This is a genomic window from Curtobacterium flaccumfaciens UCD-AKU (genome assembly GCF_000349565.1).
GTDB lineage: Bacteria > Actinomycetota > Actinomycetes > Actinomycetales > Microbacteriaceae > Curtobacterium > Curtobacterium poinsettiae.
In genome coordinates this window covers 760-23,023 of record NZ_KB714612.1, presented here as the reverse complement: position 1 = coordinate 23,023, position 22,264 = coordinate 760, and the positions used below count along the sequence as shown (strand labels likewise).

22 protein-coding genes and 1 pseudogene are annotated in these 22,264 nt (G+C 72.6%); 9 read left to right on the top strand and 14 right to left on the bottom strand.

What is annotated here, in order from left to right; genetic code table 11:
• Window positions 1–11: 11 nt before the first annotated feature.
• The 3 genes from H489_RS26915 to H489_RS26905 are packed head-to-tail and all read right to left on the bottom strand — an operon-like array spanning window position 12 to window position 3,915.
• Window positions 12–1,049 carry an ABC transporter permease gene (locus tag H489_RS26915; RefSeq protein WP_017886841.1) on the bottom strand — a complete coding sequence of 346 codons (1,038 nt, stop codon included), beginning with the start codon at window positions 1,047–1,049 and terminating at the stop codon, window positions 12–14.
• The gene (locus tag H489_RS26910; RefSeq protein ID WP_017886840.1) at window positions 1,049–2,737 is read right to left on the bottom strand and encodes a sugar ABC transporter ATP-binding protein; all 1,689 of its coding nucleotides are present in this window, start codon (window positions 2,735–2,737) and stop codon (window positions 1,049–1,051) included. Before H489_RS26910 ends, H489_RS26915 begins: the two co-directional genes overlap by 1 nt.
• Window positions 2,734–3,915, bottom strand: coding sequence for a sugar ABC transporter substrate-binding protein (locus H489_RS26905; RefSeq protein WP_031259547.1), 1,182 nt, complete (start codon window positions 3,913–3,915; stop codon window positions 2,734–2,736). Before H489_RS26905 ends, H489_RS26910 begins: the two co-directional genes overlap by 4 nt.
• Window positions 3,916–4,575: 660 nt before the next feature.
• Here H489_RS26905 and H489_RS26900 point away from each other — a divergent pair.
• Both H489_RS26900 and H489_RS26895 read left to right on the top strand, forming a co-directional pair.
• Complete coding sequence (locus H489_RS26900) at window positions 4,576–5,088, top strand: NADPH-dependent FMN reductase (protein WP_017886838.1); 513 nt, start codon at window positions 4,576–4,578, stop codon at window positions 5,086–5,088.
• Complete coding sequence (locus H489_RS26895; protein WP_017886837.1) at window positions 5,085–5,588, top strand: flavin reductase family protein; 504 nt, start codon at window positions 5,085–5,087, stop codon at window positions 5,586–5,588. The genes H489_RS26900 and H489_RS26895 overlap by 4 nt, the downstream gene beginning before the upstream one ends.
• Before the next feature lie 139 nt (window positions 5,589–5,727).
• Here H489_RS26895 and H489_RS26890 read toward each other — a convergent pair whose 3' ends face one another.
• From H489_RS26890 to H489_RS26865, 6 genes are all read right to left on the bottom strand, one after another.
• Window positions 5,728–6,804: an ABC transporter permease gene (locus tag H489_RS26890; protein WP_017886836.1), complete on the bottom strand. Its 1,077-nt coding sequence runs from the start codon at window positions 6,802–6,804 to the stop codon at window positions 5,728–5,730.
• On the bottom strand, window positions 6,801–7,682 hold the full coding sequence (locus H489_RS26885) for an ABC transporter ATP-binding protein (protein ID WP_031259546.1): 882 nt from the start codon (window positions 7,680–7,682) through the stop codon (window positions 6,801–6,803). The genes H489_RS26890 and H489_RS26885 overlap by 4 nt, the downstream gene beginning before the upstream one ends.
• Window positions 7,683–8,159: 477 nt before the next feature.
• Window positions 8,160–8,879 (bottom strand): response regulator, encoded by a 720-nt coding sequence (locus H489_RS26880; protein ID WP_017886834.1) that lies wholly within the window; start codon window positions 8,877–8,879, stop codon window positions 8,160–8,162.
• Entirely contained in the window at window positions 8,861–10,135 is a 1,275-nt protein-coding gene (locus H489_RS26875) for a sensor histidine kinase (protein ID WP_042537695.1), read from the bottom strand. The genes H489_RS26880 and H489_RS26875 overlap by 19 nt, the downstream gene beginning before the upstream one ends.
• Window positions 10,136–10,217: 82 nt before the next feature.
• Window positions 10,218–10,526: a transcriptional regulator gene (locus H489_RS26870; RefSeq protein ID WP_017886832.1), complete on the bottom strand. Its 309-nt coding sequence runs from the start codon at window positions 10,524–10,526 to the stop codon at window positions 10,218–10,220.
• Complete coding sequence (locus tag H489_RS26865) at window positions 10,523–10,933, bottom strand: hypothetical protein (RefSeq protein WP_152427231.1); 411 nt, start codon at window positions 10,931–10,933, stop codon at window positions 10,523–10,525. Before H489_RS26865 ends, H489_RS26870 begins: the two co-directional genes overlap by 4 nt.
• Before the next feature lie 126 nt (window positions 10,934–11,059).
• Between H489_RS26865 and H489_RS37335 the strand changes: the two genes are divergently transcribed.
• Window positions 11,060–11,428 carry a YciI family protein gene (locus H489_RS37335; protein WP_081612260.1) on the top strand — a complete coding sequence of 123 codons (369 nt, stop codon included), beginning with the start codon at window positions 11,060–11,062 and terminating at the stop codon, window positions 11,426–11,428.
• On the opposite strand, the gene H489_RS26855 is transcribed toward H489_RS37335, so the two are convergent.
• Window positions 11,334–12,536 carry an MFS transporter gene (locus H489_RS26855; protein ID WP_017886830.1) on the bottom strand — a complete coding sequence of 401 codons (1,203 nt, stop codon included), beginning with the start codon at window positions 12,534–12,536 and terminating at the stop codon, window positions 11,334–11,336. The genes H489_RS37335 and H489_RS26855 overlap by 95 nt on opposite strands.
• A gap of 62 nt (window positions 12,537–12,598) precedes the next feature.
• Between H489_RS26855 and H489_RS26850 the strand changes: the two genes are divergently transcribed.
• Window positions 12,599–13,189: a TetR/AcrR family transcriptional regulator gene (locus tag H489_RS26850; protein WP_017886829.1), complete on the top strand. Its 591-nt coding sequence runs from the start codon at window positions 12,599–12,601 to the stop codon at window positions 13,187–13,189.
• Window positions 13,186–14,079, top strand: a complete 894-nt coding sequence (locus tag H489_RS26845) for an alpha/beta hydrolase (protein ID WP_017886828.1) — start codon at window positions 13,186–13,188, stop codon at window positions 14,077–14,079. The genes H489_RS26850 and H489_RS26845 overlap by 4 nt, the downstream gene beginning before the upstream one ends.
• Before the next feature lie 118 nt (window positions 14,080–14,197).
• On the opposite strand, the gene H489_RS26840 is transcribed toward H489_RS26845, so the two are convergent.
• Window positions 14,198–14,680: an ATP-dependent zinc protease gene (locus H489_RS26840; protein WP_017886827.1), complete on the bottom strand. Its 483-nt coding sequence runs from the start codon at window positions 14,678–14,680 to the stop codon at window positions 14,198–14,200.
• An 87-nt stretch (window positions 14,681–14,767) separates the two neighbouring features.
• Here H489_RS26840 and H489_RS26835 point away from each other — a divergent pair, with 87 nt between their 5' ends.
• From H489_RS26835 to H489_RS26820, 4 genes are all read left to right on the top strand, one after another.
• On the top strand, window positions 14,768–15,946 hold the full coding sequence (locus tag H489_RS26835) for a RimK family alpha-L-glutamate ligase (protein ID WP_031259540.1): 1,179 nt from the start codon (window positions 14,768–14,770) through the stop codon (window positions 15,944–15,946).
• A gap of 69 nt (window positions 15,947–16,015) precedes the next feature.
• Entirely contained in the window at window positions 16,016–17,089 is a 1,074-nt protein-coding gene (locus H489_RS26830) for a 3-oxoacyl-ACP synthase III (protein WP_042537701.1), read from the top strand.
• An 8-nt stretch (window positions 17,090–17,097) separates the two neighbouring features.
• Entirely contained in the window at window positions 17,098–19,803 is a 2,706-nt protein-coding gene (locus H489_RS26825; protein ID WP_017886824.1) for an alpha/beta fold hydrolase, read from the top strand.
• A complete protein-coding gene (locus H489_RS26820) occupies window positions 19,800–20,789 on the top strand; it encodes an NAD-dependent epimerase/dehydratase family protein (RefSeq protein WP_017886823.1) in 990 nt (329 codons plus the stop codon). Before H489_RS26825 ends, H489_RS26820 begins: the two co-directional genes overlap by 4 nt.
• Here the strand turns inward: H489_RS26820 and H489_RS38635 are convergent.
• From H489_RS38635 to H489_RS38170, 3 genes and pseudogenes are all read right to left on the bottom strand, one after another.
• On the bottom strand, window positions 20,765–21,415 hold the full coding sequence (locus H489_RS38635) for a gamma-glutamylcyclotransferase family protein (protein ID WP_017886822.1): 651 nt from the start codon (window positions 21,413–21,415) through the stop codon (window positions 20,765–20,767). The genes H489_RS26820 and H489_RS38635 overlap by 25 nt on opposite strands.
• A 100-nt stretch (window positions 21,416–21,515) precedes the next feature.
• Window positions 21,516–21,932 (bottom strand): hypothetical protein, encoded by a 417-nt coding sequence (locus H489_RS26815; protein WP_017886821.1) that lies wholly within the window; start codon window positions 21,930–21,932, stop codon window positions 21,516–21,518.
• Window positions 21,929–22,264 (bottom strand): annotated as a pseudogene (locus H489_RS38170) (hypothetical protein); the annotation flags it as partial. The pseudogene H489_RS38170 and the gene H489_RS26815, both read right to left, overlap by 4 nt.

Genomic DNA, 22,264 nt, shown 5'->3' with positions numbered 1-22,264 from the left:
GGGGAGCAGGGTCAGGGACGCTTCGCGGCGGCCTTGGCGGCGGTCGCGACGGAGTGCCGCCGGATGGTCTGCGAGACGGCGACGGCGACGATGAGGGCGCCGCCGTAGAAGAGCTGCTGCACGAAGTTGTCGGCGCCGAGCATCTGCAGACCGACCACGCCGGAGAACAGGAAGTACACGGCGATGAACGTGCCGATCGCGTTGAAGCGCCCCGGGACGATCGCGGTCGCACCGAGGTAGCAGGCGGCGAACGCGGGGAGCAGGAACGACTGTCCGCTCGACGGGTCGGCGCCGCCGAGGGTGCCGGCGTAGACGACCCCGGCCACCGCGGCGGTGAAGCCGGCGCCCACGAACGCACCGACCCGGAGCCGTCGGACGTTCAGCCCGGAGAGTTCCGCGACGGTGCGGCCGGTACCGACGAACAGCAGCCGTCGGCCGACCGGGGTGGCGCTCAGGACGACCAGGACGACGACCGTGGCGATGAGGCCGTAGACGAACGCGAGCGGCAGGCCTGCGAGCCCGCGCCACCCGACCGTGGCCTGCACGAGTGCCGGGTCGATGCCCGTCACCGAGGACGACACGCTCATCCACTGGATGATCCCGATCATGAAGGTCGACGTGCCGAGGGTGACGATGAACGAGTCGATGCGGAACCCGACGGTCAGCAGCCCGTTGACCAGGCCCACGACGACGCCGATGACCAGGCCTGCGGCGATCGCGGGCACGAGCGGGACGTCCATCTTCGCGTTGAGCACGGCGATGGTCATCGCGGAGAGCGACATCGTCGAGGCGCCGGACAGGTCGAACTCACCGGCGGTGAGCGGGAACAGGAACCCGAGCGCCAGGATGAGCAGCACCGACTGGGACCCGAGGATGTTCTGCAGGTTGCCGAGGGTCGGGTACGTGTCGGGCAGCGCGATGCTGAACGCGATGACGATGACGAGCCAGGCGCCGAGCAGCGCGTACCGCTCGGTGTGTCCCCACGAGAAGCGCGGGCGGGTCGGACGGACGATCGAGGTCTCGAGGACGGGGTCGGCGGTGGTGGACATCAGGCGTTCTCCTTGACTGCGGAGGAGGCATCGGGGGAGGACGAGCCCGCGGGGGACGGGGACCCGGTGGGTGACGCCTGGGCATCTCGGTCGACGAGGCTCGCCACGACCGCGGCCGCGATGACGTCGCGGTCGACGCGGTCGTCGGTCAGCACGTCGTGCACGCGACCCTGGGCGAGGACGACGACGCGGTCGCAGACCTGCGCGAGCTGGTCGTAGTCGGTGGAGGCGCAGACGATCGTGACGCCCTGCTCGGCGCTCCGGCGGAGCATCGAGAAGATCGCGGCGCGTGCCCCGACGTCGATGCCCTGGGTCGGCTCCTGCAGCAGCACGAGCCTCGGGGCGTCCTGCATCCACTTGGCCAGGACGGCCTTCTGCTGGTTGCCGCCGGACAGCGTGCCGAACAGGGCGGCCGGGTCGGCTGGTCGGACGTCGTAGTCGCGGACGAGTCCCGCGACGTGGGCGCGTTCCCGCGCGGGCGAGAGGCCGAGCAGCCCGCGGAGCTTCCCGAGGACGGGGAGCGTGACGTTCTGCTCGACGGACAGGGTGAGCGCCCCGCCCTCGCGCTTGCGGTCGGCGGGGACGTAGACGACGCCGCGGGCGATCGAGGAACCGGGCGTCACCCGCGTCAGGTCGACCGGAGCGGGTGTCGCCCCGTCGTGCCGCACGGTGAGCGAGCCCGTCGCGGGGCGTGCCCCGTACAGGCCGGGCAGCACGTCCTCGACACCGGAGCCGGCGAGCCCGGTGATGCCGACGACCTCGCCGTCCGCCACGTCGAACGACAGACCGTCGACGACGCCGACCCGCAGGTCCCGCACCGTCACGACGGCGTCGCCGGTGGTCGCCGGGCGCGGAGTCCTGGCGGCGGGACCGTCCAGTCCGCGTCCGACGATGAGGGAGACGAGCTCGTCCGCCGTCGTCGTGGCGGTGTCCCGGTGCGCCTGGACCCGGCCGGCCCGCAGGACGGTGACACGGTCGGCGTGTTCGAGGACCTCGGACATGTCGTGCGACACCAGCAGCGCCGAGGTGCGGCCGTCCGCGACCAGGTCCTGCACGACCCGGAAGAGCAGGTCGGCGTCCTCCTTCGGCAGGAAGACCGTCGGCTCGTCGAGCACGATGAGCGCCCGGTCGTCGCCCAGCTCGGCGACGGCCCGCAGGATCGCGACGAGCGCCTTCTGGGTGTCGGTGAGTTCGTCGATCCGGGCCCGTGGGTCGATGTCGACCCCGTACCGCGCGAACAGCTCGGCCGCGGCACGGTGCTCGGCGCCCCAGCGGACGAAGGGTCCACGCCCGGCCACCACGGTCGCGAGCCGCAGGTTCTCGGTCACACCGAGCGAGGGGACGAGTGCGAGGTCCTGGTGGACGAAGCTGATCCCCACACGGCGGAAGTACCCGGGAGGCACCGGTAGTGGCAGCCGGGCGCCACGGACCTCGATCGTCGCGCCCGGTTCCGGCGCGTAGGTGCCGGACAGGACCTTGATGAGGGTCGACTTGCCGGAGCCGTTCTCGCCGAGCAGCGCGTGCACCTGGCCCGGCAGGACCTCGAGGTCGACGTCGTCGAGTGCGGTCAGCCCGCCGAAGCGCTTCGTGAGCCCGCTGATCCGCAGGACCGGCGCGGTGTCCGCACCCGTCCCGACGACCGCAGCCGACGATGCGGAGCCGAGCCGAGCCTCCCGGGTGGCGGTCACTCGGCCGCGCCCCAGATCGCTTCGTACCCGGTCTTGTACGCGTCGCCGTAGCCCTTGCTCGGCGCCGGCGGCGTGCCGGTCGCGTCGACGTTGTCCTTCGTGAAGACCTTGAGCGGGGTCTTCTCGTCGCCGTCCTCGATGATCGGCGTGCCGGTCAGGACACGGCCGGCCTGGTCGAGGGTCGCGTACGCGAGCCACTCCATGTTCTCGCCGATGTCCATCGTGAGGACGGTGCCCTCCTGCAGGATCTTCAGCACCGCGGGGGTGCCGTTGTACGAGGAGGTGAAGACCTGGCCGGTCTTGCCGGCAGCGGTCACGCCGGCCTCGACGTACAGCGTCATCGAGTCGTAGACCGGCAGGACGTAGTCGAGGTTCGGGTCGGACTGCACGGCGGACTGCACCGTCGACGAGATCTTCGTCGCCCAGTCGGCGACGGGGACGTTGGTCACCTTCACCTTGCAGCCGTCGCACTGCGCCTCGAACTCGTCCTGCATCGCCGTGACGATGCCGTCGGACGGGGGCACCTCGGACGACGTGATGATGAGGACGTCGCCCTGACCCTTGGTCTCCTTGATGGCCCAGTCGGCGTTGAGCTTCGCGGCTTCGTGGAACGGGGCGGTCACCTGTGCGGCCACGAGCCCCTGCAGCTGGTCCGGCAGCGCTTGCCCGGTCTGGTAGGTGTGGCTGATCAGCACGGGGATCCCCGCTGCCTTCGCACGCTTCAGTGCCGGGACGATCAGTTCGCCGTTGACACCCTGCGCCAGCACGATGATGTCGGCTCCGCGGCTGATCGCCTGATCGATGCCGGCGGAGTGCTCGGTGGGTGTGCCCTGGTTCGTGTACTCGATCCACTTGGCGCCGTACTGCTCGGCGACCTTCTCGCCGGCCTCGTCGACCGCGGTGATGAACGGGACGGCTGACGAGTTCGGGATGTTGAAGATCGTCTTGCCGGCGATCCCCGACATGTCGAAGCGCGCGCCCTCGAAGGTGAACGCCGGGTCGACGCTGGCGGCCTCGATCTGGCTCGTGGCGTGCTCGACGCCGGCGGTGACGTCACCGGAGCTCGTCGACGCGGTCGAGGTGGCGGAGCACGCGGACAGGAAGAGCACGCCGGAGATCGCGGCGGCGAGGAGCACGGGACGCGACGGACGCGTTCGGGACGGAGCGGGGGACGACATCGGTCGGGGACCTCCTGGACGGGTGGAGCAGGGAAGGTGCGGGGGGGCGGGGGAAGCCGGTGCGGGGACGGGCGGCGGGGACCCCGAAGGCCCCGCGGCGCGGGGTGGAGCGTGCAAGGGAGCCGGGGACGGGCGGCGGGGCATCGGATCGGGGCGGGGCCGACGTGTGGCGGATCGCCGGTGACGCCGGCCGCTGCAGTGGGGCTGATGCGAATGTAACGGCCAGGGCGTGCCGACAGAGGGTCGCCCGGTAACGGTCCTGTTAGGCGTTTGTTTCGCTGGTGTTAGGCCACCTGCGGCGCCCGACGCGGAGGGTCGTCCGCCCCACGGATCCGGGGCGGACGACTGCGCCACCGACCCGCGTGCAGGGGCGGATCCGGGCGGTGACGGGCCGGCGACGGCGGGGCGAAACACGCCGGACCCATCCGAGGCGACTTCCGGAAACGGCGCTCTCACAATCCGGCGCGGTCAGTGGGGACGACGCCTGGCGGAATGGCGGAGCGGCCCGGACGCGCAGCCCCGCTGACCGGGACATTCGGGTGCCGCAGGGCCGGGGCAGCTGGCGTAACCCAGCCGATACGGACGCGGTACGGCGGCGAAACGAACGAGCGGTGGACTGCACCAAGCACCCACCACCCGCCCATCGACAGGAGCACCCCGATGATCACCACCGTCGTCGCCGGCAACCCCAAGCCGGCCTCACGGACACTCGACGCCGCGACGGTCGTGCTCGAGCGGCTCACCGGCCGGGCCCCGGACCACGTCGTCGACGTCATCGACCTCGGTGCCGGACTGCTCGGCTGGGGCGACCCCGCCGTCTCGGACGCCGTCCGCACCGTCGCCGGCTCCGACCTCGTCGTCGTCGCGTCGCCGACGTTCAAGGCGACGTACACCGGCGTGCTCAAGCTGTTCCTCGACCAGTTCGGCACCGGCGACGGACTCGCCGGCGTCGTCGCGGTGCCGCTCATGCTCGGTGCCGGTCCAGCGCACGCCCTCGCTCCGGAGGTCTTCCTCAAACCGGTGCTGGTCGAACTCGGCGCGACCGTCGTCGCCCCAGCCCTGTACCTGAACGACAAGCACTACTCGGACCCCGCATCGACCGACGTGTGGCTCGCCCGCTGGCAGGACGTCGTCCTCGCCGCCGCCGCTCACCAGGAAGGAACCGCGTCATGATCAGCCCCTACTCCACCGAGGCCCCGGACCGCTCCGCGCTCAAGCAGGCGTTCTCCGGGTTCCCGTGCGGTGTCGCCGCGCTCTCCGCCGTCGTCGACGGCGAACCGACCGTGCTCGTCGCGTCCTCGTTCACGGTCGGCGTCTCACAGGACCCACCGCTCGTGATGTTCGCCGTGCAGCACACGTCGACCACGTGGCCGGTACTCCGCGACGCCGGCACGATCGGGGTCTCGATCCTCGGTGAGGGGCACGCGCAGGTCACCCGGCAGCTCGCATCGCGGGACAAGTCGATCCGGTTCGTCGGTGTCGACACGACGGTCGCCGAGACGGGCGCGGTGTTCCTGCAGGGGGCGCCGATCTGGCTGGAGTGCTCGGTCGAGCACACCTACCCGGCCGGCGACCACGACATCGTGGTGCTCCGGGTGCTCGGACTCATGTCCGACTTCGCGCACAATCCGCTGGTCTGGCACCGGTCCGCCTTCGCGACGCTGACCGCCTGACCGGCGCCGGGCAACGGACGGGAGGCCCGCCCCACGTGAGCAGGTCTGCTCACGCTGGGCGGGCCTCCCGTCCGGGGCAGCCGGGTGCGCCGGGTGCGCCGGGTGCGCCGGGTGCGCTGGGCCTGCCGGTCCTGCGGCGTCAGCCGCGCAGCGCCTCCGACAGCTTCACGCGACTGCCGGTGCGGAGCAGCGCGTTCTCGTAGACGCGGGCACCGATGACCACGACCGCGACCACCGAAGCGGCGACGATGACGAGCGACAGGATCGGCTCCCACCACTCGGCCGTCCCCAGGAAGATCCGCATCGGCATGCCGATCGGGGCGCTGAACGGCACGTACGACATGATGCCGAGGATCGTCGGGTTGTCGTACGCGACGATGATCAGGAAGTACGGGATCATCACGAGCATCATCACCGGGGTGGTGACGCTGCCGACGTCCTCCTGCCGGGACACCAGCACGGCGGCGGCCGCGAACAGGGACGCCAGCAGCACGAACCCGATCGCGAAGAAGCCGATGAACCACAGGATGCTCGGGCCGAGCATCGCGAACGTGTTGTCCTGCCCGGTCACCGCCAGGGTGACGATGGCGGCGACGGCCACCGCGACGATCTGGGCGAACGCCATGATGCTGTTGCCGAGCACCTTGCCGGCGAGCAGCGCCCGGGCCGGGATCGCGGACATCAGGATCTCGACCACCCGCGTCGACTTCTCCTCGACCACGCTCTGCGCGATCGACTGGCCGAACGTCACCGCCGACGCGAAGTACACGACGCCGAACGCGATCGCGATGAGGTAGACCAGCCCACCCGGCAGCGCGTCCGGGTCGAGCAGCTCGATGCGCGGGGTGACGCTCAACGCCGAGACGACCTCGGACGGGGCCTCGTCGAGCCCGACGACCTTGTAGCCGAGCGGGTCGTCCGACGGCACGATCGCGGCGTCGACGTCGCCCTTCGTGACGAGCCGTTCGGCGTCGTCGACCGATGCCGACTTCGTGACGTCGAGCCCACTGGTGGTCGGCAGCGCGACACCGTCGACGACCGCGACCGCGGTGGTGTCGTCGGCGGTGGCCTTGCTCACGATCCCGCCGACGACGATCGAGGCGACCACCATGCCGATCAGGATGAGTGCCGAGACCACGAAGGCCTTGCTGCGGATGCGTGCCTGGATCTCGCGAGCGGAGACGAGCCGCACGGCCTGCACGAAGGAGCTGTTCATCGGACGACCTCCCGGAAGACCTCGCTGAGCCGCGGCACCCGCGGCGAGAACGACCCGACGGAGCCGTGCTGGACGGCACGCTGCAGGACGCGCTGGGCGGTGGCGGCGTCGGCCTCGAAGACCGCGTAGCCGCCGTCGAACTCCCGCACGGCCACACCCGGCTCGTCGCGGAGCCAGGCGACGTCGCCGTCGACCAGCAGCTCCCACGCGGCGGGGCCGGCCTGCTTGCGGAGTTCCTCCTGCGGACCGGCGGCGCGGATCGTGCCACCGGCGATGACCACGACGTCGTCGCACAGCCGTTCGACCACGTCGAGCTGGTGGCTCGAGAACAGCACCGGGACGCCACGGGCGGCGGTCTCGCGCAGGACACCGAGCACCGTGTCGACGGCCATCGGGTCGAGGCCCGAGAACGGCTCGTCGAGCACGAGCACCTCGGGGTCGTGGGCCAGCGCCGCCGCGATCTGCACGCGCTGCTGGTTGCCGAGCGAGAGCTTCTCGACGGCGTCGCCTGCGTGCTGCGTGAGCTCGAGTCGTTCGAGCAGTTCGCCGGTGCGGGTCGTCGCGGTGCGCTTGTCGACGCCGTGCAGCCGGGCCAGGTAGGTGATCTGCTCGGCCACCGGCATCTTCGGGTACAGGCCGCGTTCCTCGGGCATGTAGCCGAAGCGGCGGCGGTCGGCGGGACGGACCGCGGTGCCGTCGATCGAGACCGTGCCCGCGTCGGCCTGGAGCACGCCGAGCATGATGCGCATGGTGGTGGTCTTGCCGGCGCCGTTGCCGCCGACGAAGCCGGTGAGGCGGCCGCTGCCGACCGTGAACCCCACGTCGTCGAGCACCTGGCGGTCACCGAAGTGCTTGGTCACCCCTTCGATGGTGAGCATGTCGTTCCCCTTCGTCACGACGCTGGTCGTCGCTGCGTCCGACGCTATTGGCCGGGAGGCACGCCCCGCCTCCGCCGCCGGGCGGGACTTGGGCGGGGGGTCGGCTCCACCGCGTGGGGGAGGAGCGTGCGGGGTGGGTGCGGGGTGCGGGGTGCGGGGTGCGTGCGTCGAGTCGGCACGGTGCGGGCCTGTTCGGCTGGTGCGGGTTTGGTTGCTCGGTGCGTCGTGGTGGCGGGGCACGGTGCGGTCGACGCTGCACGGGTTGAACGATGGCGCACGGTGCGGGCGTGGGGTGCGGTGGTGGGCACTGTGCGGGCTTGTTGGGCTGGTGCGGGTTTGGTTGCTCGGTGCGTCGTGCTGGCGGGGCACGGTGCGGTCAAGGCCGCACGGGTTGAACGATGGCGCACGGTGCGGCGATGTCTGCGAACTCGGCACCGTGCGGACTTGTCCCGCCGGTGCCGGATCGGTCGGGCTCGGTCAGCCGGCGACGCCGTGCTCGAACGCCCAGACGACCGCCTGGATCCGGTCGCGCAGTGCGAGCTTCTGCAGCACGTTCGACACGTGGGTCTTCACGGTGGCATCCCCGACGTAGAGCTCGGCGGCGATCTCCGCGTTGCTCAGGCCTCGGGCGAGGAGCCGCAGCACCTCGGTCTCCCGCTCGGTGAGCCCGGCGGCGGTGAGCGCATCCCGGCCGGACGTCGCTGCCGTCGCGGTGGTCGCCGGCTCGGGCCGGGTCTCCGGCAGCGTCGTCGCCGTCGCCCGGCTGATCACCCGCCGCGTGACGTCCGGCGCGAGCAGGGCGTCCCCGGCGGCGACGGTCCGCACCGCGTCGATCAGCCGCTCGGGGGAGGCGTTCTTCAGCAGGAACCCGCTCGCTCCCGCCTCGAGCGCCTGGAACAGTGCATCGTCGCTGTCGAACGTCGTGAGGATGAGCACCGCCGGCGGGTCCGGCAGCGCCGCGATCCGCCGCGCGGCCTCGAGCCCGTCGACGCCGGGCATCTGCACGTCGAGGCAGACCACGTCGGGGCGAAGCGCCTGCACGGCCTCGACCGCCCGCGCTCCGTCCGAGGCCTCTCCGACCACCCGGAAGCCCGGCTCGGACTCCAGGATCACGCGGAACCCGGCACGGACGAGTTCCTGGTCGTCGGCCAGCACGATGGTCAGGTCGGCCGTCCCGTTCACGTCGTCGGCAGCCATGCACGCACCAGGTAGCCTCCCCGGGCGCGTGGCCCGATCTCGATCCGTCCGTCCACGGCGTCGACGCGTTCCCGCATCCCGACGTGTCCGAGCCCGCTGCCGGAGGTGCTCCGGGCTGCACGGGCACCGAGTCCATCGTCCGCGACCTCGACCTCGACGCTGTCGTCCAGGTACCGCAGCCGGACGTCGGCGCGGGCGGTCGGTCCGGCGTGCTTCAGGATGTTCGTCACCGCTTCCTGCACGATCCGGTACGCCACGGCGGCCACCGTCGGTGGCACCGGGCGCTCGGTACCCACGACGACGTACTCGGCGGGGTGGCCGGCCACCCGGGCCGACTCGGCCAGTTCGGCAATCCGCGTGATGCCCTCGGTGCTCGGCCCGTCGCCACCGGTCGTCCCGCCGCCGGCCGCATCGTCGTCGGAGCGCAGGGTACCGAGCATCCGCCGCAGCTCCTCCACCGCGGTACGGGCGTTCTCCTCCACCACCTCGAGCGATGCGGACGCCTGCCCCGGGTCGCGGTCGAGCACGCGCCGTGCCGCACCCGCCTGCACACCCATCAGCGACACGTGGTGGGCGACGACGTCGTGCAGCTCGCGGGCGATCCGCACCCGCTCGATCGTGACCGCTTGCGCGGCCGACCGTTCCCGCTCCGCGGCGAGTTCGGCGGTGCGCTCGGCGAGCTGGTGCCGCGCGACGGCGGAGGCCCAGGCGCGGTTGCCGGCGTACCAGGCGGCGCCGAAGTAGATCACGTTGATGAAGATGTTGAGCAGCGAGATCGCCACGTACGGCGCCACGGGCGAGTCCGTGTCGTTCGGCAGGGAGTTCGGTGACGCCCACCCGAACGAGATCGCGATGAACAGCCACGCGAACATGCCACCGATGACGACCCAGCGCACCGCTTCCGACCGGACACGGTCCGAGCACCACGCTCCGACCGTGTACAGCGCGATGAAGAGCGTGAAGTTGACGAGGAAGACCTCGGGGACACGGAGCAGCTGCGTCGCGGCGAACGCCACCGCCGACACCAACGCCACCGACATGGGGAACCGTCGGCGGAACGCGATCGGTGCCGCGTTCGCGACGATCATCAGGGCCGAGACCCACCAGACGGCCTGGTCGTCGCCGTACGTGCCGGCCGACCCGTACAGGAACGTCGTGAGCGCGAGCCCACCGGCCAGCACCACGGCGAGCACCGTGTCCTGTCGGTACTCGTGCCGCCCCACCGGCAGTCGCGACCACTCCGCCGTCGTCCCCACTCGCGAAACGCTAGCGGAATCCCGGTGCGATGTCGCCATCACGCTGGACTGCTCGGCGTCCGCTCGCTTCACGGTGCTCTGGTCACCCGTCGGGTTCGGCGATCGCCAGGATGACGGCGACGTGCCGCTCGAACGCATCTCGTCCTGCGTCGGTGAGGGCGAGCCAGCTCCTCGTGCTCCGCCCCACGCGAAGCCTGCGGACGCGGAGGAACCCCGCCTCGCCCAGAACCGCCGCTGCTTGGGACAGTGTTGAGTCGCTGACCTCGAGTGCGTCCCGGACGACACCGAACTCCGCTTCGTCCACCGTCCTGAGCAGGGCGAGCAGTGAGAACCGCACCGGCGAGTGGATCCGGTCGTCGAGTTCGTGCCGAGGGTGGGCGCCGCTCGTCATCGGCGCCGCGGCCGAGCCTGCGCTGCCGCCACGATGAGTGGAGCTGCGACGACGAGCGAGGTCGCTCCCCATGCCATCAGCGACGTCGACCCGTCGAGTCCTCGGAGCACCGCGGCGTCGAGCGGAGCAACGGCGAGGACGTAGAGGACGCCGGTTGCGACCCAGGCGACTGTCATCAGTCGGTTGCCTCCGCGGGGGACGACCCGCCGGGTACTCGCGACGAGCCACAGTGCGATGACGGCGACAGCGGCAATCGCGAGGACGGGCAGCCGCGGGGCACCCAGCCCCTCGGCCACGAACACGAAGGACGCGACCAGGGCGGCACTGCACAGGAACACCGGCGTCTGCCAGCCGCGCCCTTGCCTGAGGCGAGTCCCGGCTGCAGCTCCTCGAGTGGAAGTGTTCATGTTCACAGATGGTAAACGTGAAACTGCCGCATGCGCGGATGTCCCAGTGGAACCGCAGCTTCGGGGCGAAGAGGTCGGCCAGTGCGCGACGAGAGTAGCCTCCCGCCAACGAGCAGGGGAGACGCCATGCAGTTCCTCGTCAACGTCATCGACGACGGCCAGGCCGCCGCCGTCGGCAACACGTACTCCGCGACCGACGCCGAAGCCGCCGCGGTCGACTCCTTCAACCAACGGATGGCCGACGCGATCGTGTTCGCGGCCGGCGTCTCCGCACCGGCCGACGCCACCCTGGTCGACGCCCGTGCAGGTGCGGGCGACGCGGCCACCGGCCCCGCGACGGCCGGGCGCGCCACGACCGGACCCGCGACCGCCACCGACGAGTACGTCGCCGGCTTCTGGGTCATGGAGCTCCCGGACGCCGAGACGGCGGCCCGGGTGGCGCACCAGGCGTCGCAGGCGTGCAACCGGAAGATCGAGCTCCGCCCGCTGCTCTGACGGCACGGACCCCACCCGGCCGACGGACCACCGCGGGGACGGCGCTCGCCGCGGTCACGACGGCCCCGACCACGAACGTCGCGACGAACCCGATCGCACCGACGAGCGCTCCGGCACCCGCCGCGCCGACGGCCTGCCCGAGCACGAGTGCGACGAACAGCATCGACGTGCCGGCCGACGACCGCTCGGAGTCGATCTCGGTCGTCCACGCGATCAGCGCCCCGGTCGCCGCCGTGTAGCCCCAACCGAACACGGCACACGCCAGCAGTGCTGCGACCGTCGACTGCGGCAAGGCCCCCAGCACGACGACGGCGACGGCGACCGAGCCCGCCGTGACCGCCCAGAGGGTCCGGGCGTGCAGTCCGTTCGTCCACCGCGCAGTGACCACGACGGCCGCTCCGCCGACCCCGAGCGCGATCCAGGCCGACACCGAGACCACGACCGACGCACCGGCGTCCACCAGGGCCGAACGACCGTAGGTCCAGACGACGGCGGACCCGGCCCCGAACAGCAGCGCCAGCACGATGACCCCTCGGTGCGCCGCGAACCACGGAGCACCGGGCAGCGGGGGCCGGGATGCCGCCGCACCACCCCGGGACACCACGAGCAACAGGGTTCCGACGGCCAGGGCGAACACCGCGGACACCGCCCAGGCCGTCCGCCAGTCGGGCAGCAGCACGAGCGCGAGGACCCCGGCGCCCACGAGCCCCGGTCCGGTGCCGGCGTTCACGACCGCCTGCGCTCGACCGAGCAACGCGGACGGCACCTGCTCCGCGACGAGTCGCACGAGTGCGGGGGACGCGAGCCCGGCGCCTGCCGACGCGAGCACTGCGCTGACACCGAACGGCACCGGACCGTCGGCGGTGGCCATGGCGATCGCACCGACCCCCGCCACCAGCGTGGCAACCGCGACGAGGACCCGGGGCATCCGTGCGGCGAGCAGGAACCCGGCGACCGCACCGACGCAGTACAGCGCCGAGGCGCCCGACGAGACCCATCCGGCGGCGTCGGACCGGAGCCCCAGGTCGCGTTGCACGTCGGGCAGGAACAGCCCGTACGCCAGCCGCACCAGGCCGTAGGTGGCCGCGATCAGGCCGAGTCCGCTCACGAGGAGCAGTCGATGTCGCAACGAAAACGATCGTTTCACTTTTCAGACCCTAGGGTGCTGTCATGGTGATGCGCCCAGGAACCGAGCAACGGCTGCTCGACGCCGCCGAGGAGCTCTTCTTCTCGCAGGGGATCGCCGCCACCCCGATCGACGCCGTCCTCGAACGGGCCGGGGTCTCGACGGCGACGCTCTACCGCGGCTACGCGAGCAAGGAGGCACTCGTCGCCGCGGCGCTCACCCGTCGCCACGACGACTGGATCGCCACCTGGGACCGTGCGGTCGCCGCCGAACGGGACGACCTGGGCCGGCTGCTGGCCGTGTTCGACGCCCTCGACGACTACCGCTCGACGCCCACGGGCTCCCGCTGGTGCGCCTTCCTCGGCACCGCCGCCGAGTACGCGGACGCGCCCGCCGAGGTCCGGCAGGTCCTGGACCTCGAGACCACCACGTTGCGGCAGCGGCTCGTGTCGCGGGCCGCGCCGGTGGTCGGTCCCCGTGCCGAGGCCCTCGCCGACCAGCTGCTCCTCATCGTCTCCGGTTCCCTTGCGATGCGGTTGCGCGACCCCGCGCTCGACACGACGACGGCACGGTCCGTCGCCGCGTCCCTCATACGGGAACACACCACCCCCGACGGAACGGCGCCCACCCCATGACCCGATCGCGTGCTGCCACGATCACCCGCCGCTCCCTGCTGATCGGCGGGACGGGCGTCGTCGCCGCCGGAGCCGTGGCCGAGGCGATCAACCTCGGACTGCTGCCCGGGCGCTCGACCATGTACCGGGTCCTCGGTCTGGACGGCACCGACGGCACGGTCCCCGACGTCGAGCCCGTCCCCACGACCTCCGGCACCTTCGTGTCGGCGGCGCGGAAGGGCCGCACCGTCGGCTGGACGATCGCGGCACCGGCGTCCGACACCCCCTTGCCGGTGGCGGTCGCCCTGCACGGGTACGGCGACGACCACACCTCGTTCTTCGGGCGCAGCCTGGGCTACGACCGGTTCCTCGCGGCGCACGTGGCCGCCGGCGGAGCCCCGTTCGCGATCGCCTCGATCGACGGCGGCAACCGGTACTGGCACCCACGAGCCGACGGGGACGACCCCGCCGCGATGGTCGTCGACGAGTTCCTGCCCCTGATCGCCCGCCGCGGGTACGACACCGACCGCCTCGCCGTGACCGGCTACTCGATGGGTGGCTTCGGCGCGCTCCGGCTCGCAGGGGTCCTCGGCGCCGCGCGCGTCCGGGCCGTCTCGGCCATCAGCCCCGCGCTCTGGAAGTCGGCCGCCGACACCGCCCGCGGCGCCTTCGACGACGCAGCCGACTTCCGCGCGAACACCGTCCTCGGGCGGCAGCGCGCGCTCGACGGCGTCGCGGTCCGCGTCGACTGCGGCAACGGCGACGGGTTCGCGCCGGCGGTGCACGCCTACGTCGACGGCTTCGCCGAGCCGCCGGCCGGGGGCTTCGCACCCGGCGGCCACACGCACGGCTACTGGCGCCGTCTGGCGCCGCAGCAGCTCGCCTTCCTCGGCCGCCACCTCGGTCACTGACCCGACCAGCGCCCGAGACGCGCGCCGAGGCGGACGGGAGGCCCGTGGCGGCCCCGCACCGCGCCTCCAGGCCGTCGACCGGTCGCGGCAACGGCCCGTGCCGGGTGACCAGGACCGCTCAGGCGCGCCCGCGGTTGCGGCGCCGGATCTCCTTCGGAGCCCGCCCGGCCACGAAGGACCGCGCAGGATCGACGAGGAAGCCCTGCCGGAGCGCCTCGCGCCCGACGAGCATCCGGAAGCCCATCTGGTCGCGGTTGCTCAGCGTGACCTCGGACTCGACGACGCGCCCGGCCAGGGCGATCTGCGTCAGCACCACGATGCGTTCCTGGGTGTGCCCGGTGGAGCTGCGGACGACGCGCCGGTCGTGCACGTCGCACTCGATCGTGGCGGCGTCGGCATCGGTGTCCTGCCAGGGGTGCAGCGAGAACCGGACCCGCTCGCCGGGCAGTTCCTCGAGGTCGAAGGCGTGCAACGCGGAGCTCCGGGCGCCGGTGTCGAGCTTCACCTTGATCCACGGCACGCCGAGGTCCGGCAGGCCCGCCCACTCCCGCCACCCGGCGACGACGAGCCCGCTGTCGGAGGACTTCGGAGCTCGGGCCATGTGCCCATCCTGTCGCATGCTCCGCGGCCACGTCCGCATGCTTTGATGGAGCGTCGCCGTCGATCCGACCCAGCGGAGAACCCCTCGATGAAACTCGCCATCCTGTCGCGTGCGCCCCAGGCGTACTCGACCCAGCGCCTCCGCGCAGCGGCACTCGACCGCGGGCACGAGGTCAAGGTGCTCAACACGCTGCGCTTCGCGATCGACCTGTCCGGTGACGACCCGGACCTGCTCTACCGCGGCAAGCTGCTGAGCGACTACGACGCCGTGCTGCCGCGCATCGGCAACTCGATCACCTACTACGGCACCGCCGTCGTGCGGCAGTTCGAGCAGATGGACGTCTACACGCCGAACACGGCGAACGGCATCACGAACTCGCGTGACAAGCTCCGGGCGAACCAGATCCTGTCGCGGCACGACATCGGCATGCCGGCGACGACGTTCGTGGCCGGCCGCAACGACGTGCGCGGCGCGATCGAGCGGGTCGGCGGCGCGCCCGTCGTCATCAAGCTCCTCGAGGGCACGCAGGGCATCGGCGTGATCCTGGCACCCGAGGCGAAGGTCGCCGAGTCGATCGTCGAGACCCTGCACTCCACCAAGCAGAACGTCCTGATCCAGCGGTTCATCGCCGAGAGCCGCGGCCGGGACATCCGTGCCCTGGTCGTCGGTGACCGGGTCGTCGCGGCGATGCGCCGGACCGCCTCGGGTGACGAGTTCCGGTCGAACGTGCACCGCGGCGGCACCGTCGAGAAGGTCACGCTCACGCCCGAGTACGAGGCCGTGGCCGTCCGTTCGGCGCAGATCATGGGCCTGAAGGTCGCCGGCGTCGACATGCTCGAGGGCAACGACGGGCCGCTCGTGATGGAGGTCAACTCCTCACCGGGGCTCGAGGGCGTCGAGCGTGCCACCGGCCTCGACATCGCCGGTGCGGTCGTCGACTTCATCGCGAACCAGGTGGCGTTCCCCGAGATCGACGTCCGCCAGCGGCTGTCCGTCTCGACCGGCTACGGCGTCGCGGAGCTCCTCGTGCACACCAACGCGGACCTGGTCGGCAAGACGATCAAGGAGTCCGGGCTCTGGGACCGCGACATCACGGTCCTCACCCTGCACCGTGGCTCGAACGTCATCCCGAACCCACGCAGCGGTGTCGCCCTCGAGCCGGGGGACCGCCTGCTCTGCTTCGGCAAGCTCGAGGAGATGCGCTCGATGATCCCGGAGCGTCGCAAGCGGCGCGCGAAGGTGCGGAAGTTGCCGAAGGACGTCTGATCCGGAGCCGTCCAGCGCATCCGGATCGCGCACACAGGCCAGATGCGGAAGTATGTGTCGGTGACGATCATGACGGAACGGCCGGTCGACCAGGCATCGAGCAGTGAACCGGAGCAGCCCGGCAACGCCACGGCGAAGCACCGGAACGTCTCACTGCTCTCCGTGGCGACCACCACGGCGGAGCGTGTGACGACCTCTGCCGACATCGAGGCCAAGCTCCGTGGGGTCCTCCGTCGTCTCCGTCTGCCGATGGGACTGCTCGAGCGCGTCGCCGGGGTCATCGAACGTCGCAACTGGGGCGAGGGGCAGACCTTCCAGGACGCCGCGATCGACGCCGGCCGCCGTGCCATGGCCGAGGCCGGGGTGCGTCCGGACGAGATCGGCCTGCTCATCAACACCTCGGTGACCCGTCCGCACCTGGAGCCGTCGGTGGCCGTCCGCCTGCACCACGGGCTCGGGCTGCCGTCGTCGGCCATCAACTTCGACATCGCGAACGCGTGCCTCGGGTTCGTCAACGCCATGAGCGTCGCCGCGGGCATGATCGACTCCGGGCAGATCAAGTACGCGCTCGTCGTCGACGGCGAGGACGCCGACCAGGTGCAGCTCAACACCATCGACCGCCTGAACCAGGGCGGGCGGAACCGCAAGGACTTCATGAGCGAGTTCGCCAGCCTGACCCTCGGGTCCGGCGCCGCGGCGGCCGTGCTCGGCCCGGCGGACCTGCACCCCGAAGGACACCGGATCGTCGGCGGCGTCACCCGCGCGGCGACCCAGTGGTACGACCTGTGCGTCGGCAGCGTCGACGGCATGTTCACGGACGCCAAGATGCTGCTCAAGGGCGGCATGGAGCTCGTCGTCGCCGCCTGGACCGAGGCCCGCGCCCACTTCGACTGGGCCGACATGGACCGCTACGTGCTGCACCAGGTCTCCGACGTGCACACCAACGCCTTCGTCGAGGCGATCGGCATCCCGCGCGACAAGGTCCCCACCACCTACCAGCGGTTCGGCAACGTCGGCCCCGCGTCGATCCCGATCACCCTGGCCGACGAGGTCGCCTCCGGCGGCATCCGTCGCGGTGACCGCGTGTTCCTGGGCGGCGTCGGCTCCGGCATCAACACGGCGATGATGGAACTCCACTGGTGAGGTCCCGGTTGCCCCGCGTCGCCGCGAGCACGGCTCCGGCGACGCAGCCACCCTCCCTGCCCGGCCTCGACCCGGCGTGGTCGCGTCTGGTCACGGTCCCCGCGTGGTCCGGAGATCGCAGGGGAGGAACGGATCGCGCCGCGCGCACCTGGCACCTCCTCGACACGGCCGGGTCCCTGGCCGCGCTCGGCGTGGAACCGGTCGGCACCATCCTGTGCGTGCACGGCAACCCGACCTGGTCGTACCTCTGGCGGTCGGTGCTCCGCACCTCGCTCGAGGTCGCCCAGGCCGGCGGCCCGGCCTGGCGCGTGGTCGCCGTCGACCAGCTCGACATGGGCTTCTCGGAGCGCACCGGCGTCGAGCGGGGGCTGCCGCAGCGCGTCGCGGACCTCGGTGCCCTGACCGACGAACTCGGGCTGACCGGCCCGGTCGTCACCCTCGGCCACGACTGGGGCGGTGTGGTGTCGCTCGGCTGGGCGGTCGACCACCCGGACGTCCTGGCCGCCGCGATGACGTGCAACACCGCGGTGCACCAGCCCGACGACGCCCCGATCCCCGCCCCGCTGCGGCTCGCCCTCGGCCCCGGCATGCTCGGCCGCGCGACGGTCGTGACCCCCGCGTTCCTCGAGACCACCCTGGCCATCGCGCACCCGAAGCTCGACCGTGCCACGGCCGACGGCTACCGGGCGCCCTACCGTGGTGCCGCGCGGCGCGGTGGCATCGGCGGCTTCGTCGCGGACATCCCCGTCGACGCCCGGCACCGGAGTGCGCCGGAGCTCGACCGCATCGCTGCGGGTGTGGCGGCGCTCGACGTGCCGGCGCTCCTGCTCTGGGGTCCGCGTGACCCGGTGTTCCTCGAGCGCTACCTGGACGACCTGACCGAGCGGATGCCGCACGCCGACGTCCACCGGTTCGAGGGCGCCGGGCACCTGCTGCCTGATGACGCCGACGTGGCGGGCGCGGTGTTCGACTGGCTCGGTGACCGCCTGCCGGACGGTGGCCGTCGTGCACAGGCCGACCCGGGCCTCCAGTCCGGACCCGTGGACACGGACCGGCCCGCCGCGGCGACGCCGCCGCTCTGGGCGCGGCTCGACGAGCTGCGGGGGAGTGACGACCCCGCCCTGGTCGAGATGGCCGCCGCGGGCGGTCCCCGCACGATCACGTGGCGGCTGCTCGCCCGACGGGTCGACGAGATCGCCGCCGGGCTGGACGACCTGGGGGTCCGGAGCGGCGACCGTGTCTCGCTCCTGGTGACCCCCGGTGCCGACCTGACCGCCGTCCTGTACGCCTGCGTGCGGATCGGGGCGGTCGTCGTCGTCGCGGATGCCGGTCTCGGCCTCGGGGGCCTGACCCGCGCGGTCCGCGGTGCCCGACCCGACTGGATCATCGGCGCGCTGCCCGGCCTCGGTGCCGCGCGTGCCCTCGGCTGGCCGGGGCGACGCATCGCGACGGTCTCGCTGCCCGCACCGGCACGGAGGGCGCTGCGCGTCGAGCACACGCTCGTCGACGTGGCCCGACGTGGTGCGCGTCGTCTCGCGCACGGGGCGGAACTGCCGGCAGTGCCGTCGCCGGACGCGCCCGCCGCGGTGCTGTTCACCTCGGGGTCGACCGGCCCGGCGAAGGGCGTCGTGTACACGCACGGGCAGCTGAGCGCCGTCCGGGACGCCCTGGCGACCCAGTACGACGTCGGGGTCGGCACCGGACTCGTCGCCGGGTTCGCACCGTTCGCGCTGCTCGGCCCGGCACTCGGCGCCAGGTCGGTCGCGCCGGACATGGACGTCACCGCGCCGCGCACGCTCACGGCGAAGGCGGTCGCTGCGTCGGTCGCCGCCGCCGATGCCACCGTGGTGTTCCTGTCGCCGGCAGCGCTGGCCAACGTGGTCGAGACGGCGTCGGAGCTCACCGATGCCGACCGTGCGGCGCTGCGGGGCGTGCGGCTGTTCCTGTCGGCCGGCGCTCCCGTGTCGGCCGTGCTGCTGACCGCGGCGACCGAGCTGATGCCGAACGCCACTGCCCACACCCCCTACGGCATGACCGAGGGGCTGCTCATGACCGACGTCGACCTGGACGGGGTCCGCGCCGCCGGCCGGTCCACCGACGAGGGGATCTGCGTCGGGGTGCCAGCGGCGAACGTCCGCGTCCGCATCGCGCCGCTCGACGGTTCCGGTCGCGCGACCGGAGCCCTGACGGACGCGCCCGGGGTCACCGGCGAGATCGTCGTCGCGGCACCGCACGTGCGCGACCACTACGACCGGCTCTGGCGCACCGACCGGGTCTCGCGGCTCGGGGTCGACGACCCGCGCGGACACCGCACCGGGGACGTCGGACACCTCGACTCCGCGGGACGGGTCTGGGTCGAAGGCCGGCTGCAGCACGTGCTCACCACGCCCGACGGGGTCGTCACACCGGTCGGGCCGGAGCAGCGGATCGAGGGCGTCGACGGTGTCGGACGTACCGGGGTCGCGGCCATCGGTCCGATCGGCACGCAGCAGGTGGTGGCCGTCGTCGAGACCGATCCCGCCGTGCGCCGGCCGGGTCTGGCGTCGCCGCAGCTCGCCGCCGCGGTCCGCGCTGCCGCCGGGGTCCGGCTCGCCGCAGTGCTCGTCGTGCCCGTGCTGCCGACCGACATCCGGCACAACTCCAAGGTCGACCGCACCCGGCTGTCCCGCTGGGCCGGCTCGGTGCTGTCCGGCGGACGGATGGTACGGCCGTGAAGGTCCTGGTCACCGGGGCCAGCGGGTTCCTCGGGCAGGCCACCGCCGCGGCCGTGCGGGACGCCGGGCACGAGGTCCGGACGTTCCAGCGCCGTCCATCCGGTGTGCCCGGGGTGCAGGACGTCGCCGGCACGATGACCGACGACGCCGCGATCGCCCGCGCGGTCGACGGGGTCGAAGCCGTCGTGCACCTGGCCGCCAAGGTGTCGCTCGCCGGGGACCCAGCCGACTTCGCGCGCGTGAACGTCGACGGAACGCGATCACTGCTGCGAGCCGCCCGTGCCGCCGGGGTCGCGCGCTTCGTCTTCGTGTCGTCGCCGTCGGTCGCGCACACCGGGTCGTCGCTCGTCGGGGCCGACGCCGGACCTGCCGAACCGTCCCGTGCCCGTGGCGACTACGCCCGCACCAAGGCCGCGGCGGAGCTGCTGGCACTCGACGCCGACGCCCCGGACTTCGCCGTCGTGGCGGTCCGGCCGCACCTGGTGTGGGGGCCGGGTGACACGCAGCTCGTCGGACGGATCGTCGAGCGGGCCCGAGCCGGACGGCTCCCGCTGCTCGACTCCGGCGCCGCGCTCATCGACACGCTCTACGTCGACAACGCCGCGACGGCCATGGTCGCGGCACTCGAGCGCGTCACGGACGACGGCGTGCACGGCAACGCGTACGTCGTCACGAACGGTGAGCCCCGACCCGTCGCCCACCTGCTCGCCGGCATCTGCACGGCATCGGGCGTCCGGCCACCGCAGTGGCACGTGCCGGCGGCGGTCGCCCGGGCAGCGGGCTCAGTGGTCGAGGCCGTCTGGCGTGTCCGACCGGGTGAGGACGAGCCGCCGATGACCCGGTTCCTGGCCGAACAGCTCTCGACCGCGCACTGGTTCGACCAGCGACGGACCCGGCAGGACCTGCGGTGGACCCCGTCGGTGTCGATCGACGAGGGGCTCGGACGGCTGCGCGTTGCGGCTCAGGCTTCGTCGGCCGCCACGTAGACCCAGGCCGTCCAGCCCGAGGCCAGCGTGACCTGGATGCGCTGGTAGTCGGCGACCTCGTAGTCGTCGACCGCGCGGAGCTGCCACTCGTACCCGAGCGTCAGGGCCACGCCCTCGACGACGTCGCCCGCGGCGCCGCGGCGCAGGATCGGGTGCCGGTCGGAGCCGCTCGTCCGGATGACGTCCGGGTCGGTGATCGTCACCCAGTCGAGTCGCCAGCCGGGCAGGGAGTCCGCGGTCGTCGGGACGTGGTCGCCGAACAGGGACTCCTGCACCAGGGGCTGCTGGAGGGTGCCGTACGAGAAGACCCGGTGCGTCGCTCCGGGGCGCGGCGTCGGACGCTTGACGGGACGCGGCGCGATCGCCGGGGTCGAGGTCCAGACGAGTGCACCGGCCAGGCCGGTCAGGCCGAGGTGCAGCAGCCCGATGATGCCGAGGCTGCTGCCCCAGTAGATCCCGGAGTCGTCGCCGAGGCAGCGGGACTGCGGCCAGGTCTCGGAGTCGGAGAGGCACCCGTACCGGTTCGTGACCCCGACCGCCAGCCCGATGACGCCGACGACGAGACAGACGAGCGCGAACGCGCCGAGACCGATGACCCAGCGCTGGCCAGGGGAGAGACGCTTCACGTCGCGAGGCTAGCGGACGGGCAGTGGACCGGCGGACCACCCGGGTGCGCCGACGTGGTCGGGCGGGGCGGGCCTCCAGGCCGTCGCCGTGTGCCCGACGTCAGCCGGTGAAGCGGTTCCAGAGGTCCGTGACGATCGGCCAGACGTCGCCGGCGCGGTCTGCGGAGCCGACGGCGACCAGGACGACGGGGACCAGGGTGACGGCCACGCTCACCAGGACGGCGAGCACGACGGCGGTCGTCGCGGTGGCGGTGTGCCGGCGGGTCAGGGCGAGCAGGAGCAGGGCGAGCACCACGACCGCACCGAGCAGTGCGATCAGGGTGACACGGACGAACGGGAACGGCACGAGGCCGGCGGTGGTCGCGGTGACCCCGCCGAGGAACCCGACCAGCGGCAGGAAGCCGCCGACCGCGATGGCGAGCACGAGGAAGACCCCGATGCCGCCGGCGATCCAGACGCCGCGGGGTCGGGGGCGCCGGTCGCGGGACCGGCGCCCTCCGGACCAGGCGGTGGTCACGGCTGGTCCCGGTGCCGCGGTGCCGCTGCGGCGTCGGCGGCCGAGTCAGCGGCGTCAGCGGCGTCGTCAGCCGCTTCGGCCGCGGCACCGGCGACGTCGGCGGCCCGGTCGCGGGTCGTGCCGGCTGTCTCGACGACGACGTCGCGGGCCTGTTCGGCGGCGTCCTTCGCGGACGATGCCGCGTCGGCGGCCTGCTCCGATGCGCGGGCGAGGGACTCCGAGGCGGAGTCGCGAACACGCTCGCCGGTCTCGGCAGCGGCGTCGACGGCACGCTTCGTCGTGTCGGCGGTGGCGTCGGCAGCGCGCTTGGTGGCGTCGGCGGTGGCGGACGC